The organism is Noviherbaspirillum humi, assembly GCF_900188095.1.
Taxonomy (GTDB): domain Bacteria; phylum Pseudomonadota; class Gammaproteobacteria; order Burkholderiales; family Burkholderiaceae_D; genus Noviherbaspirillum; species Noviherbaspirillum humi.
Window position 1 is genome coordinate 204,274 of the sequence record NZ_FZOT01000002.1, and the last position, 14,182, is coordinate 218,455.

Annotated in this window: 13 protein-coding genes; all 13 read right to left on the bottom strand. The window is 59.7% G+C overall.

Annotated features, from left to right (window positions below):
* Window positions 1–82: 82 nt before the first annotated feature.
* Window positions 83–1,378: a hypothetical protein gene (locus CHB88_RS04300; protein WP_143131114.1), complete on the bottom strand. Its 1,296-nt coding sequence runs from the start codon at window positions 1,376–1,378 to the stop codon at window positions 83–85.
* Window positions 1,379–1,685: 307 nt separating this feature from the next.
* Window positions 1,686–2,441 (bottom strand): helix-turn-helix transcriptional regulator, encoded by a 756-nt coding sequence (locus CHB88_RS24150; RefSeq protein ID WP_143131115.1) that lies wholly within the window; start codon window positions 2,439–2,441, stop codon window positions 1,686–1,688.
* Between the two features lie 45 nt (window positions 2,442–2,486).
* A complete protein-coding gene (locus CHB88_RS04305; RefSeq protein WP_089398066.1) occupies window positions 2,487–3,416 on the bottom strand; it encodes a transcriptional regulator domain-containing protein in 930 nt (309 codons plus the stop codon).
* Complete coding sequence (locus CHB88_RS04310; protein ID WP_089398067.1) at window positions 3,406–4,617, bottom strand: tyrosine-type recombinase/integrase; 1,212 nt, start codon at window positions 4,615–4,617, stop codon at window positions 3,406–3,408. Before CHB88_RS04310 ends, CHB88_RS04305 begins: the two co-directional genes overlap by 11 nt.
* Before the next feature lie 126 nt (window positions 4,618–4,743).
* Window positions 4,744–5,364: a riboflavin synthase gene (locus CHB88_RS04315; protein WP_089398068.1), complete on the bottom strand. Its 621-nt coding sequence runs from the start codon at window positions 5,362–5,364 to the stop codon at window positions 4,744–4,746.
* A 14-nt stretch (window positions 5,365–5,378) separates the two neighbouring features.
* A complete protein-coding gene (ribD, locus tag CHB88_RS04320) occupies window positions 5,379–6,470 on the bottom strand; it encodes a bifunctional diaminohydroxyphosphoribosylaminopyrimidine deaminase/5-amino-6-(5-phosphoribosylamino)uracil reductase RibD (protein WP_089398069.1) in 1,092 nt (363 codons plus the stop codon).
* Window positions 6,471–6,667: 197 nt separating this feature from the next.
* The gene (locus CHB88_RS04325) at window positions 6,668–7,105 is read right to left on the bottom strand and encodes a GspH/FimT family pseudopilin (protein WP_245844739.1); all 438 of its coding nucleotides are present in this window, start codon (window positions 7,103–7,105) and stop codon (window positions 6,668–6,670) included.
* Window positions 7,096–7,575 carry a type IV pilin protein gene (locus CHB88_RS04330; protein ID WP_089398070.1) on the bottom strand — a complete coding sequence of 160 codons (480 nt, stop codon included), beginning with the start codon at window positions 7,573–7,575 and terminating at the stop codon, window positions 7,096–7,098. The genes CHB88_RS04325 and CHB88_RS04330 overlap by 10 nt, the downstream gene beginning before the upstream one ends.
* On the bottom strand, window positions 7,556–11,323 hold the full coding sequence (locus CHB88_RS04335) for a pilus assembly protein (protein ID WP_176442305.1): 3,768 nt from the start codon (window positions 11,321–11,323) through the stop codon (window positions 7,556–7,558). The genes CHB88_RS04330 and CHB88_RS04335 overlap by 20 nt, the downstream gene beginning before the upstream one ends.
* A 22-nt stretch (window positions 11,324–11,345) precedes the next feature.
* A complete protein-coding gene (locus tag CHB88_RS04340; protein ID WP_089398072.1) occupies window positions 11,346–11,975 on the bottom strand; it encodes a pilus assembly PilX family protein in 630 nt (209 codons plus the stop codon).
* Between the two features lie 2 nt (window positions 11,976–11,977).
* Window positions 11,978–12,916, bottom strand: coding sequence for a PilW family protein (locus CHB88_RS04345; protein ID WP_176442306.1), 939 nt, complete (start codon window positions 12,914–12,916; stop codon window positions 11,978–11,980).
* Window positions 12,917–12,941: 25 nt separating this feature from the next.
* Complete coding sequence (gene pilV, locus CHB88_RS04350) at window positions 12,942–13,475, bottom strand: type IV pilus modification protein PilV (RefSeq protein WP_089398074.1); 534 nt, start codon at window positions 13,473–13,475, stop codon at window positions 12,942–12,944.
* A 137-nt stretch (window positions 13,476–13,612) separates the two neighbouring features.
* Window positions 13,613–14,077, bottom strand: coding sequence for a transcriptional regulator NrdR (gene nrdR, locus CHB88_RS04355; RefSeq protein ID WP_089398075.1), 465 nt, complete (start codon window positions 14,075–14,077; stop codon window positions 13,613–13,615).
* Window positions 14,078–14,182: the final 105 nt, after the last annotated feature.

Consider the following 14,182-nt stretch of genomic DNA (forward strand, 5'->3'; position numbering starts at 1 on the left):
TGGACTGAGTTTGAACACACACGTAGAAAAGAAGTTGGCGTGCTGTGGGTCCATCACAGCACGCCCTTCCCTCTTAAATTGATCAACGCTTCAGAAGTTCCCAGAGCTTGGAGCTTCGGAACGCGCTTTGCATTTCCAGCGCCATTGTCTCCGGCTGCCACCACTTGACCTTGAACTTCTCCAGCAGCTTTTCAAACCGATCCACTTCCGTGCAACCATGGGCGGTCAAATACATCCGCGCGCCAGCGAAGCCGCGCCAGCGCACTACGTCCAGGTACATCCAGAACGCGGCATCTTTTTTCAACTGCGGCATGTCTCTAATCTGCCAAACGTCCCAGCGGTCGAACGGCGCAGTCCATCGCTCCAGCACGTCTAGGTGGGGCAAGTCATCATAAACACGCCGAACTTCAAAGCGCGTGCGGCTGATCACCACTTCCGCATCGTCTTTCGGTGCAACACGAACATGCTCCAAAGGTGGCAAGTTGGTCGGCTCGCCTACTTTGCGTTTGAAATCATCGCTGGCATTTTGGTCGTAGACGACGCTATGCTTTTCGGAATAAACCGATCCCAGGTAGATGGTCTCCACTCGTCCTTCCTTGTCGGTGGCCACGAAAAACTTCGATTCCTTTTTGGCACGGCCCTGCCGGATGATTAGCGAATTCACATCAACGGGGAAGTCGGCTCGCACGTCAATGCGGTACACCCGCAAACGGCGAATTATTTCATCCGACCGACCAGGGAATAGCTTGCTAAGCATCGCTTTCAGATCCTCAACATGCTGGTCGTTCAAATAGTCTGGATTTAACGTCACGTTCATGAACTGCTTCGCAACTTGAGAACGAGACGGGTTTACGCGAAACTCCAAGTTGGATTTATCCGAGAACGAGCAGACATAAGAATGCTTGAATCCCTTGCCCTTGGTGGAGCCACGCTGAACCGTGCCAGCTTTCAGCCAAGTCCTAAACTGCTTGCTGACGACTGTGCGTTCGATTTCGCTCACGTCGTCCATCAGCACGGCAAGTGTGAGCTTGTCGATTCGCAGCGGCGGCTTCGCGGCCACAACAGAATTCACTGCGCTCGTTATCGCCTTCTTTGGCGGCATCTTGTTTGGTGCAGCATTCGGCTCCTTTGCAGGCTGCGCAACGCTAGTGGGGCCGGTACGCTTGTACTTGGGCGTAACCGCCGTTGTCCGATACCCATCCGCTTTCGCTTCAGCATGATTGGACAGAGGACGTAATTTCTCTTTTTTCGATTTTTGCTTGATACGAGCGGTATTCGTATTGTGAATTGATTTGGATTCTTCTCTCATCTCATTATTCTTTCTCTTATCTCTAACAGTATGTATGTTCTTATTTGCAGATTTCGTTTTCGTCGCCATGTTGAAATTCCTTGGTAATGTTCCGGTCGTGCCACATAAACCGCTGTAACGTCATCGCGTTTTCACCAAAAATAGATGCGATAGCCGGAACGAGTTGGATTGAATTTGCACGGTGTTCGACCGTGCTTGGCATTTACAGAATTGGATTTACGTCACTTCGGTCAGCGCGTCGGAAACCATCAACCACATGAGAAAACAGCGAGTTTTTTGATGGTGTCGGCAGGCCAGCGCGCTATGTGCAGAAAATTTGAACCGTGCTTGGCGATGTTTGCGTTTGCACGGCTCAGCCTTAGCCTCGCAGTCGCTTCTATTGCCCGGCGGTGTCTCCTGACTCTGGCTTTGGCGGCCATCGTCCGGTTAAGTAGGCATTCACGTCCTTAAGCGACCAGTACCGTAGACGCCCTCGTATGCGTGGTGGTGGAAGCAGACCCTGTTTCAGCTTGCGTTCCAATGTTGCCCGTGACTCGTTCGTATGCAGCGATATAGTGGTCATTTTTATATTCGCATCGACTCCGGCTTCGGTCATCGCGTTGACCCATTTCAGTTCCGCGATTGCTGCCTCTGTGTCCTCTGGCTGGCGGCGTTTCTTTTGCCGTTCGCAATTGCTCTTCTTTGTCTTTGCATTGACAGCATCCGTCTTTCGCTCCGCTGGAGACAAGCAGTTTGACGGTGCTAAAGGGGATTGCGGATCGGCAAGCTGACGACTGGCTGCCGTCAGCAATTCGCTTCTTTTAGGGTGGGGTGGTGCGCTGCGATTCTTACGTCTCAGCAGTCCGCGAAAACGGTACAACTTTTGGTCGTCGGCTCCAACGCATTCAAATGAAACAGGCGTTTGGCGAGGAGGCGCCAACTCCGTGGGAGTCGTGTGCACCAGTCGGCAAAATATCGTAATACGACCATCAGTGCCGATCGTTTCCTCGACGGCAGAGAGCGTGCCAACGCCAATGCACTTCTCGCCCTCAAAATCCATCTTGAGATAGCCATTAGGACCGATACCGTGAACGGTAGCTTTTGGAGCACTGGATTCTAGTACGGCTGGTTTGGCTGAAAAGTTGTCTTTCATGATGACTCCAGTTGTTGAACGGAGCCACCATTGAAACAAAAGGGTCTATCGCATTGCGGTGCGCCCTTTTGGGGATGCTGCTACTTGAGACGACTTCACCATCTTTTGAACGATTTTTGTGGCGTCGCCAGTCGTTTTTTCTCGTTTGTAAAGTAGCGTCGCGAACTTACCCTTACTGATATAAGTGTCAGCCGTTGCGCGCCATTCCGCAACCTTATGGTCGGTGACCGTGATTTGCTTCTTAAGCAGTGGGTCAAAGTACTGCGGCAGACGCTCGCGTACTTTGCTTGTCCATGTTCCCGGCTCTTTCTGGTTTTTTGCTGTAGCCTTTACCAGTGCATGGTACGCATCAAAAGCACGCAGCCAGAAATGCGCATCTTTTAGCTGGACGTTCTTGGCATATTCTTTGTAGCCGGCATCGGCTCTGGCGCTATTGAAGCGGTCGCGCACATCGCGCAACTGCTTTTCAAAGCTTACATCCAAGCGCAGCCGGAAGGCGATTTCATCCGGCCAGAGCGGCAGTGAGAATGTAGTCACGGATTCGCCCTTTGGAGCACGCATCGCAACCACATGCGGGACAAAGTTGGTCTTGTATGGATCATACTCATAGCTTGGCAACAAAAGCTCAGCCGGCTCCATATACCAACGACTTTTCAGTCGCCATTTTGGCGGCAGTATGCGTCCTCTTTTTTTCCGCTTCTTAGTTCGTTCATAGTATTCGCGTGCAGTCTCGCCTGCTTTTGCTTTCGGCACGCATTCCAGTCCGTCCAAAATGGTATCGGAATCTTCTTTGATTCCATTTTGGTACTCGCCGTCTGCCAGACCGCTGAAGATGGTCATCAAGTCAGCATATTTATCGCTTCTCCGTATGAATTCCCACGCAATGCGCTCATAGTCTTGCGAGCCATATTCCGGATACTGACTGGCATCGCGCCAGTCAGCATGGTATGGCTTGATCAGCGTTCTAGTCGTCATGCAGCATCCTTTTTAATGAGCTTTCAGCCGGAAACAGAAAGTCGGCCCATGCTTGCATCATTTGCCGACGCTCCGGCATGTAGTCGGCATGGTTGTAGCTGGCGCGGACTTGGTTGCGTTCGGAGTGCGCAAGCTGCCGCTCGATAGCGTCATGTCGGAAACCACGTTCATTGAGCCATGTGCTGGCAGTGCCACGAATGCCGTGCGGCGAGAACTTGCCTTGGTATTTTCCTTTTGCCATGTTGGCAAACATGTTGTTGAGCGTTGCACGGTTAATCGGTTTCAGAATGGTGCTGCTTTTCGGAAAGAGATAGTCCGAACCACAACTAAGCGGGCGCAGGGCTTCGAGCGTCTGCAATGCTTGCTTCGAGAGCGGCACGACATGCGCTTCTTTCATTTTCATGCGTTCGGCTGGAATTATCCATTTCGCATTGGCCAAGTCGAATTCGCTCCAATTTGCTTCCACTAGTTCGGTTTTCCGCACGAATGTCAGCAGCAAGAGCTTCGCCGCCAGCTTGGTGGTCAGATGACCGGGATAAGCGTCGATGGCATCGACCAGATCATGGATTTCATGTTCAACCAGATGTGGCCGGTTGGTGCGTGGTGGAATTTCGGCCCAGCGTTTAAGCTTAGCCGCCGGATTGGTCTCCGCTTTGAACTTCAAAATCGCATGCTCGAACACTTGCAGTGCAGTCTGCCGCACACGATCAGCGGTCTTGATGCCGCGTTCTTGGGCGCATTGCTCCAGCACCGTCAGCAAAAGCCGTGCATCAAAGTTGCGGATGGCCAGCTTGCCAAGTGATGGCTTCAAATCCCTCTCCAGATAAAGCTTGTTTGCTTCGCGCCAAGCTTTGGAGCGTTTGTCCGATTTGCTCTGATACCAGTCGTCAGCAATAGCAGAAAACGTATCTTCAACCAAGGCACGCTCAACCGCTTTGCGCGCTTTCTTCTCCACCGATGGATTGATGCCGTCGTGTAACTTCTGCTTGATTTCGCCGCGTTTCAGCCGTGCCTTTGCGAGCGTCAGTTGCGGATACTTGCCAAGCGTGTACGTGAACCGCTTGCCAGCGAATGTGTAATCCATCCGCCACGACTTAGTTCCAGATTGCAACACATAGAGATACAAGCCATCCGCGTCCGTGATCTTTTGCGGACGTGCGGCTGGCTTGATGGCTTGAATGCGGAGTTCGGTAAGCGGCATAACGGTATTTACTCACGGCGGCAGATGTATACCGTAAAAATACCGTTAAATACCGTCGTTTACTTGAGATACCACAAGCTCAAGTGAGACAGCAAAAAATCATAAGCGATTGATTTTTATGAAAAATCAATCTACTTGAGACAAAGAAAGCATCCGCTCGACATAACGCGCAATCAGGTCGATTTCAAGATTGACCTTGGCGCCCGGCTGCAAATGCTTGAGGGTGGTGACCTCGATGGTGTGAGGAATCAGGTTGATGGAAAATTCACAACCACTGGCCGTATCGGCCACGCGATTGACCGTCAGCGACACGCCGTTGACCACGATGGAGCCCTTGTAAGCGAGATACTTGGCCAGATCGTGCGGCGCTTCCACGACGAGCTCCCAGGATTCGCCCACCGGCTCGAACCTGCGCACCACGCCGAGGCCATCCACATGGCCGGATACCAGGTGTCCGCCGAGTCGTTCGGCCAGGGTGAGCGCCTTTTCCAGATTGACTTCGCCGGGCTGATCGAGGCCGACGGTGCGGTTCAGGCTCTCGCGCGACACGTCCACCGCGAACTCGTGTTCGGCCTTGGTCACCACCGTCATGCAGGCGCCGTTGAGGGCGATCGAGTCGCCGATGGCCACATCGGCCAGCGGCAATCCGCCGGCATCGATGACGAGGCGCACGCCGTCGGCGCCGGTGTTGCCGAGCGGGGTGATGGAGGTGATCCTGCCGACGGCGGCGACGATTCCAGTAAACATAGTGCTCTATCGCTTCAAGAGAAACGTGCAAGGATACGCAAATCCCGCCCGATCTGCTTCACTTCATGGAAGCGCAAGCGGCGCTGTTCATCCAGGGAGGCGGGCGCCTGCAGGTTGAACATGCCCTGGGCATCGCCGATCAGGCTGGGCGCCAGATACAACAGCAATTCGTCGACACAGCCCTCGCGCACGAAAGACCCGTTGAGCTTGAAGCCGGCTTCCACATGCAATTCATTGATCTGACGCCGGCCGAGTTCCTGTAGCAGGCTCGGCAGATCAACCTTGCCGCCCTGATTGGGCAGCATCAGAATCTCGGCGCCGAGGTCGCGCAGTTGCGCCTCCTTGTCCGGATTGGGACGCGCGGCAATGATCCAGGCGCCGCCGCCCTGAAGAATCTTGGCCGCCGGATCGATTTCCAACCCGCTGTCGATTACGACGCGGCGCGGCTGGCGCGGCGTTTCCACCGCTCTCACATTCAGCTGGGGATCATCCAGCTTGACGGTGCCGATGCCCGTCAGCACCGCGCAGGCGCGCGCCCGCCACCAGTGGCCGTCGTTGCGCGCCTCGGCCGAGGTAATCCATTGGCTGCGGCCGTCGTGCAAGGCGGTCTTGCCATCCAGGCTGGCCGCCGCTTTCAATCGAACCCATGGCTGGCCGCGCTGCATGCGCGCGAAGAAACCGATGTTGAGTTCCCGCGCCTCGATTTCCAGCACGCCGGTCTCTACCGCGATGCCGGCGGCCCGCAAGCGGGCCACGCCTCTGCCGGCCACCAGCGGATTCGGATCGCTGCAGGCCACGACCACCCGCGCCAGGCCGGCTTCGATCAGCGCATCGGCGCAGGGCGGCGTGCGCCCGAAATGGCTGCACGGCTCCAGCGTGACGTAGGCAGTCGCCCCGCGCAGGTCCGCGCCGCGCTGGCGAGCATCCTTCATGGCCTGGATTTCGGCATGATCGAACCCGACCGGCTGGGTATGGCCGGCGCCGATCACCCTGTCCTCCTTCACGATCACGCAACCGACGCGCGGATTGGGCATGGTGATGAACATGCCTTTTGCCGCCCAGTCGAGGGCAAGCTTCATGTAGTCGATATCGGCAAAGGCAATCATGGACGGGGAGCGAATTGGCAAAGGAAGCGGACAAGCAGGGGCCGCTGGCGGATTGTAATGGATTTGCCGGGAGGCGGCGCTCAGCAGGCGGGATTGCGCTCGGTGTCGCAAATGCGTGGACGGCCGCTGAAATTGATCTTGATCTCCCGTACCACCTTCCCCGCCAGGCTGAGCCGAAAGCTGCCGACCTGCGGCACCTAATCGCTGGCATCGATACGGGTGCGGCCGCTACCCTGGTAGGCAAGGTAATTGCGGCGGCTGTCGGTGAAGGCGCTGGCGAGGCCGAGCGGCGGCGTCAGCGCGCCATGCTGCTGGATGACGGTATCGCCGGCATCCGCCACGCCGTTGCGGTTGACGTCGATGAAGACCGCCCACCCGGCGCCCCAGTCGCCGTCCTTGCCCACGGGTGCCAGATCCACACGCTGCCCGCGCTTGATCGCTTCAGACCGAGCGAGCAGGATGGCCGCATGCAGATCGCTGGTCGCCGCGGCAATGCGTTGCCGGGCAATTAGCGCATGGAAGGCAGGCACGGCTACGCCAAGCAGGATGGCCACAACCGCCACCGTGATCAGCATTTCCACCATCGTCAAGCCGGCGGCTGGAATCCGCCGGCCCTGGCGCCCTGCTACCAGCATCGCGCCAAATCCCCTTCCGCCGTTTTCACGCCGGTACTGGTCAAGCCGAGTCGGCCGCATTCCGCATCGCTGAAGCTGCGGTTGACCCTGGGTCCGCCTGGCGTCGCCCGCAGCAGGATGCAGGCGTCGACGCTCTCGCCGGGACAGGCGATTCCCTCGATCTGATAGGCGCTGTCCTGATGCTTCGATCCAATGAACCACTTGAATCGCTGGGCGTCCGCACTGGCGGCGTCCGCCGAGAATTCCACATAGGTGTTGCGCTGGGCATGAAAGCGCTCCTGCTGTTGCATCAGTTGCAGCAGCGCCGACTTCGCTTCGGCCCGGCGCGCTCGGATGACGATCTGCTGATAGCTTGGGTAACTCAGCATCGCGAGCAGGACGACAATCACCAGCGCCACCAGCACCTCGATCAAGGTCCAGCCGAAAGAGGCCTGGCATGCGGCAATCGCTTTATTTCGTCGACGCCGCATGGTGCCCTTCTCCCCAATTGATCAGTTCCCGCCAGCTAAGCCGGCCTGCTACAGAAACGCTGTGAACCCGCTTTCTTGCCTCTTTTCCGGGCGTCGTGGGCGCCGAATCGGTGCCGGTTGCGGCTGCGCCTGGCTGCAGAATGATGCGGTCGCGGGTAACCAGGCGGCGCCCGGCGGCGCCTTCCGTGGTGGCGGCAGACTGGGCTGGCAGCAGCAAAGGCGGCGCAGGCCAGACCAGCGACGTGGACATGCTCGCCAGCCGCCCATCGAGGTCCAGTCCGCTCAAGGCATCAAGATAGTAAAGGCGCTGGGTCAGGCTGCCGCATTCCGCGCCCGGCATTACCGTGTTGAAGATTGCCTTCCCGTCCAGGACGGCTGGGGCATGGATACTGCGTTCACCACGGCTTGCTGCGTCAGGCAGGTCGATATACCAGCCGCGATAGCGCGGACTGTCGCCGCCATAGCGGAACGCCGGCCCGGATACGCTGTAGCCCGGGTTTCCATCGCTCTTTTTTACGGCGCGGGGTGCGAGATCGCTTCTGCCGAGCGGGCGGGGCTCCAGCGTCGGCACATCCAGAACGGCGTAAAGCGATTGCTGCACGTAATCGGCAGGATCGACATCCCGGGCTTCCATCAGTTTGCCGGTCCCGATCAGCACCACATAGCCGCCGTTAGGCGCGTACACCACGGCGGGCGCGCTGCTGATCGGTTGCCGCATCGAATTGCCGGTGACAGCCGTAAAAATGCGACGGACCGCGTTCGCCGGCATCCTGCCCCGGGAAGAAAACGCGTCGAAGTCAAAGCGCCACAGATTGCCTTGCAAATCGCCGGCATACGCAAGCCGGGTCGCGCCATCGGCGCCCGCAACCAGCGCCGGCGTGCTCAAGCCGTTGGGAAGCGTTTCATCGGCATCCGTAGTGCGCAGCTTGAAGTAATTGCGATTCAACCGCCATGGCTCCGATTTTTCCTTGTCGAGCGAGAGCAGAAACAGGGCGGCTTTCGCATCCTTCGCGCGGCGGCCGCTGCCGTCGTTCGCGTAGGCATTCACGCCCGATGCCACCATGGCGAAATGGCGATAGATCGGCGGCGCCCCGGTCACTGCCATGTTGAAGCGGCCGATGACAACGGGGCCGAGCAGGTTTCCCATATCCGGATCGTCGCGATCGGAAAACTCCCACAGCGCGCCGCCGGAAGTGCCGAAACGGTCAGGATCGGTTACATCCAGCGCGAATACGCCCTGCCCGCCAGCGCCAAGGCTGGCGACCAGAATCGTTTTCCAGCCAGCTTCCAAATGCAGGTCTTCCACCGTCACCGGTCCATCGACATAAGACTGATGGCGGTAATCGGGACGTGTAAGCTCGGGCAGGCGCTCCGCCAGCATGGCCGGAATATAGGCCATGCGTTCCTCGCCGCTGACGGCATCGAAGCCATGCAGCATGCCGTCGTTCGCGCCGACGTAAATCATGGATGCCCGTTTGCCGTTGCGGGCCATGAAATCGGCAAAGGCGGCATCCCCGTATTTCGGGCTTGGCTTGCCGACGAAGGCCGGCTTGCTGCCGATGATGTCGCCGAGAAGGCGCTGCCTGGCGCGGAAGATGCCGCCAGGGCGCGTGACCTCGTGCCCCTGCGCGCCGCGCAGCCAGTCAAGGCGCTGGCGGCCGAGCCCGTCCGACGCATCGCCGCCGGGATTGCGATTCAAGAAAGTCCGGTATGCCGCGGGAAGTCCGGACCAGGAAAACTCCAACGTCGCCAGACCGCCATTTGCCATGGGCGCGCCGATGTAAATCTTCCTCGCCTCCGGTTTGCCCTCGGTGAGTACCCTGCCCGCATCCCAATCCGGACTGCTTGTGTCGACCGCCCCCGAATCGCCAACGATGCGCTCCGTCCGCCTGGTCAGGCTGCCTTGCCAGGTACCCGATTGAAAGCCGGCTTCATACACATATCTTGTCCCGCTCCGGCTGGCATCGTCGGATGCCGCTCCGGTTACCATCCAGCGTCGGTCGCCCACCGTCGCCACCATCTGTTGCAGCGCCGAAACGCGCCCGCCGGTCGGTCCGACATGCAGGTATGACGGCAACTGCGTGCCAGCGCCGTTCATGTCATCACCCCCGCCGTATTTGGCCGCTAGGTGGAGCACATTCGAATCGGCATCGGCGACTTCTCCGAGATCGACCGCCCGGGTTCCGAAGCGCACCGGCCGGTCGAGCCGAATGTCATTCTGGCTTGCCCAGTAAGCCAGGCCGGCGGCAAGGAAGCTGCCATGTGCCGGGCCGGTCTCGCGGGCGACGAGGTCGGTCAGCCCGTTCTGGGATTGGGTGCGGCCGCGTTTGGCCGCATTGATTTCGAGACCGGCAAGCCGGCGCAGCCATGCCTCCGCATCCAGCGCCGGCAGCCTTGTCGTTGCGGGTTCTGGCACCATCCCGCGATTGCGGCCGTCCGTCTTGCTGTTGCCAGGCACGCCCCGGTCGCTTGAGGTGCCCGCATTGGCAATCAGCATGAAATCATTCGATTGGCAGGATGCGGAAACCGGGTCGGTCCAACTTTCCGCCGCCGGAAACCCGTCGCGAGGCGGCAGACGAATGCCTTTGAGGGCTGGAACGCTGGGCTGCCGGCCCTGGAAAAGCCGCGTGCCTTCATACACCAGTTCGCTGAGCGGATTGAACCCGGGATAAATGCCATCCCTGCCGATCAGGTTGATGTAATTGACGACGCCGCTTTTCCTGCCAGTCCGGTCCGGATCTGGTCTGAACACGCCGCTGTCGGGGTCCCATTCAAGCGCCTCATTGGGCACAGGGCCGCTACCGGGTCGATCGTTTTTCATCGGCCCGATCTGCTTCATTGGCGCGCGCAGCACCCCTCCGTAGGAATCACTCCCGTTTTCGGGCAACGTAGAAATGACGCCGTAGCGCAGGCGTTGCGCGTTGCGCTGAAGGGCGCCCACCGGTTTGAAGGTGCTGCCATAGCGCTGGCAGAGGTCGGGCCTGCTCACAGCATCCACGCCATCGCATGCCTGCACCCGGACCTGAAAAATTGCGTTCATGGGTGCGCCGCGCGCCTCAGGGAGCCAGCCGGCGGCAGTGCACGTGCCCGCTGCCGGTTTGTCGCTGAAGATCACCTGGTGCCGGCAGGACGCGATATGCAAGGTGGCGGAGCGGAATGGCGTAAGCCGGTCCGGCGGAGTGCCGTTAGCCGTGACGGCCAGGCGCTTTGGCGGGAAATGAGAAATCAAAAAGGCCGGATCCGCTGGCAGCACCGCCCGCTGCAGCACCGTTCTGTTAAGGGTATCGATCACGCGGTCGCCGCCGGTCAATGCCATGCGCAGCAGATCCAGCTTGGATGCGGTCGCCCAGTTCATGAAATTGCCGGCGAAGGAATCGCCGCCGCATTCCCTGCGCGCGTCGGCATTCTTCAGGATGTAGAAGTACCCCTCCTCAGCCGGGCCTGCTGCTGCCGGTGACGGGGTGCGGACGACGGCATCCGAAGTCAGCGGCGCAGTGGAATAGGCATAGCACTTGTCCGGATTGAAGTAGCCCTCGTAGCGCATGCCGCGGTCATACTCGCTCGCGCCCGTATAAACTGCGCCGGCGCTGGCCGGGGTGAGCGCTAGGCCGAGCAGGAGATTGGGCAATGGAGCAGTCTGGGTGTGCCACGCGGGTTGGCTCAGATCAACCGTTGGCAGCTCCGCCCGCGCCAGGAGGCTCCACGCAAACAGAAAAGCGAGGATCGCGCGGTGGGTGATTTTTCTCATGCTTGTCGATGCCATGCGGGCCTCAATCGTCCGTCTTCCGATAGACGGCTTGCAGCACTACCCGGGTCGATGGACGCGGTCCGAAGCCGATGGCTGTAATGCGGTAGAGATAAGAAAGTCCCGCACTGTCGGCTGAAGCGCCGGGACGGGCGTAGGGCAGGAGTTCGATGATGTAGCGTGGCAGCCGTCCCGGAAGCGCGCCCTCGCCATTCGGATAGCTGCGTCCGGTGAAATGGCCATAGGGTACCGAGACGGCGGACGAAGGCTGGTCCTCCTGCAGATTCACCGCATCCCAGACGGGCGGCATGCCTGCATTCGTCGGCAGGCACAGTCCCAGCTGACGGTTTTCCAATCCCCTGCCGCAGCCAGGCAGGAAACCCTCCGCGCTGCGACTGGAGAAAACCAGCCCTCGACCGCCCCCGCCCGTAGACTGCTCGATATCTGCCTCGGCATCGATCAGAGCCGCCTCGGCCGCCTGAAAGGCAATCTGGCGATCGCGGTCGTTGCGCGAACCTTTTTCGCCGTGGAGGGCAACCTGGCTGGCGGAGACGCCGAGCAACAGCACGATCAGAAGCATGATCAACGCGGTGGCCAGCGCTGCCCCTTGGCTGCCCCCGCGTGCCGGCAGAATCTGGCGTTGGCGTGGGTGCATGATCAACCCCCTCCAGCAGCATTGCGCAGCATGACCGTTGCCGAAACAGTCTTGCGCAGGCGGTGGCGGCTCGCCTGAGGCAGTTCCGGTTCGCTGATGCTGGAGCCGGGGTCTGAAGCGCCGGCCGAGCGCGCATAAGCCGGACCAAACAAATCGTAGCGATTGTCCGGGGCGTCGGCCCGGTTCCCGCTGCTGCCCCGCATCAGCATGGCGAACTTGACCGCCACCACCTGTTTCCAAGGGTTTGCCCCAACACCGGCGGCGGGTGTCGCATCCGCCAGGCGCTCGATCTCCCCCGCGGGCACATACCGGTTGGGCTTGCCGTCGCCGTCGGGATCCAGGCCATACAGCACCTGGAAAGTCTCTACGCCGCGAACCATGCCCACCGAATTCCAGTTTCCGTCTGCGTTGGCGTACTTGCAGCGCAGTTCCGGCTCGCCGTCGGATAGGGCAACGTAGAAGATGCTCCAGCCGCGGCCGGCGTCGGGGTCTTCCGGCTGCGGCACCGCAAAGCCGGCGCAGTTGAATACCGTGCCATCTCCGCCAGGCGCAGGACCGCTGCCGACGAAGCGGATTGCCAGCACGTCGCTGCCGTTGACACCGGTGGTTGGACGGTCCAGCGCCGGACTGTTGCTTTTCAAGCTGCGATCATCCAGCCCGAAAATGGCCGGGCTGGCATCGCTTCCGGCAATCAGTGCCGCTCCGCCGCCACCGTCCCAGTTGTCGAAAGCCGCCTGGCGAATGGCACGACCGATCATTTGGAGGGCGAAGCGGCCATTTTCTTCGAGTTCGGCGTAATCATCATTGGCGGCGAATGCCTGCCGGGTGGACAGCATCACAGCCGTGGCGACAAGCGCAATCAGCATGCCGAGCGCAGTCGCCACCATCAATTCGACCAGCGTGAATCCACACCGGCGAGTGCACCTGAATTTCGCTTTCATGGTTCGCGTCGCCATTCTGGTCGGCTTATATGCTCAGGGCCAGTTCCGGATCGCCGTCTTGTAAATCGGCCGGTTGCTGCCAGCTGCGCCAGCCGATCTTGATGACTAGGGGCGCACCGGCACGGTGATCGCAACTCCACTTCAACTTGCGGGAGGCGCGGTCCCACGGCGCGCTGTCGCGGCAGATCACCACCCGGGCGCCCGGCAAGGCAGATGCGACCCGCTGGCGCCAGTCGGCAAGGTGCTGGCCCGCGGCAATATCGGGATCGCAGACGGAGGTGAAACAGGAAAAATCGGAAGTCGGAGGAATGGCGCCGGGCCGGGCCGCATCGAACTCATAGTCGCCGCCGCCGTTTTGCGGCAGCGGCACGGTGCGGTTGCGCACCATGTCGGCCATTTCGGAGGCAAGCTGCACGGCGGCAGAGCGATAACCGGATTGCTTTTGACTGCGCAGGGCTTGCAGGACCAGGTTGGCGCAGCCGATCACGCCAATTGCGAGCAGAAGAATCGATACCAGGACTTCGATTAAAGTGAAACCCCGCAGCCGGCATGAATACATGCGCTCCCCTTGTCTTTTTGCCAACGAAAAGGTTGCATTTTAGGGAGGGCGGTTTCCAGCACTTTGCCTCTAGTCGGCAAGCGATGCCCGCTGATCAGAAAGGAAAATGAAGAGTGAGAAATGCCGCTGAGCGGCAATCAGCCGGGCTTGCGTTCGTGGCCGACTTCGGCGACCGCATCCTGAAATTCGGCGACGTCCTCGAAGCTCTTGTAAACCGAGGCGAAGCGAATATAAGCAATCTTGTCGAGCAGCTTCAGTTCGGCCATGACGAGTTCGCCCACCTGACCTGACGGCACTTCGCGCGCGCCGCTGGTGAGCAGCTTCTCCTTGATGCGCTGAACCGCGCCATCCACGGCTTCGGCCGCCACCGGCCGCTTGCGCAATGCCAGCATCAGGCTGCCGCGCAGCTTGCCGGCATCGAACTCGGTCCGGTTGCCATTCTTCTTGACGATCACCGGCATGGTCAGCTCCACCCGTTCGAACGTGGTGAAGCGCTTGTCGCAATGCGCGCAGCGACGACGGCGACGGATGGCATCCCCTTCCTCGGACACGCGGGTGTCAAGGACTTGCGTATCTTCGTGATGACAGAAGGGACATTTCATGAAGCGATCTCAGTGATGATCCAGGCTCAACGTTAACATATTTTCACCGGAAAACCGGCATTGGCGAACCTCGGCCGCCAATGAAAAAGGCCACCGGCGGCCGCG

What these genes read in the sequence shown, in the direction of transcription:
- CHB88_RS04300 (WP_143131114.1), bottom strand. Translation starts at nt 1,378, where the DNA reads ATGGCGACGAAAACGAAATCTGCAAATAAGAACATACATACTGTTAGA.
- CHB88_RS24150 (WP_143131115.1), bottom strand. Translation starts at nt 2,441, where the DNA reads ATGAAAGACAACTTTTCAGCCAAACCAGCCGTACTAGAATCCAGTGCT.
- CHB88_RS04305 (WP_089398066.1), bottom strand. Translation starts at nt 3,416, where the DNA reads ATGACGACTAGAACGCTGATCAAGCCATACCATGCTGACTGGCGCGAT.
- CHB88_RS04310 (WP_089398067.1), bottom strand. Translation starts at nt 4,617, where the DNA reads ATGCCGCTTACCGAACTCCGCATTCAAGCCATCAAGCCAGCCGCACGT.
- CHB88_RS04315 (WP_089398068.1), bottom strand. Translation starts at nt 5,364, where the DNA reads ATGTTTACTGGAATCGTCGCCGCCGTCGGCAGGATCACCTCCATCACC.
- ribD (WP_089398069.1), bottom strand. Translation starts at nt 6,470, where the DNA reads ATGATTGCCTTTGCCGATATCGACTACATGAAGCTTGCCCTCGACTGG.
- CHB88_RS04325 (WP_245844739.1), bottom strand. Translation starts at nt 7,105, where the DNA reads ATGCTGGTAGCAGGGCGCCAGGGCCGGCGGATTCCAGCCGCCGGCTTG.
- CHB88_RS04330 (WP_089398070.1), bottom strand. Translation starts at nt 7,575, where the DNA reads ATGCGGCGTCGACGAAATAAAGCGATTGCCGCATGCCAGGCCTCTTTC.
- CHB88_RS04335 (WP_176442305.1), bottom strand. Translation starts at nt 11,323, where the DNA reads ATGAGAAAAATCACCCACCGCGCGATCCTCGCTTTTCTGTTTGCGTGG.
- CHB88_RS04340 (WP_089398072.1), bottom strand. Translation starts at nt 11,975, where the DNA reads ATGCACCCACGCCAACGCCAGATTCTGCCGGCACGCGGGGGCAGCCAA.
- CHB88_RS04345 (WP_176442306.1), bottom strand. Translation starts at nt 12,916, where the DNA reads ATGAAAGCGAAATTCAGGTGCACTCGCCGGTGTGGATTCACGCTGGTC.
- pilV (WP_089398074.1), bottom strand. Translation starts at nt 13,475, where the DNA reads ATGTATTCATGCCGGCTGCGGGGTTTCACTTTAATCGAAGTCCTGGTA.
- nrdR (WP_089398075.1), bottom strand. Translation starts at nt 14,077, where the DNA reads ATGAAATGTCCCTTCTGTCATCACGAAGATACGCAAGTCCTTGACACC.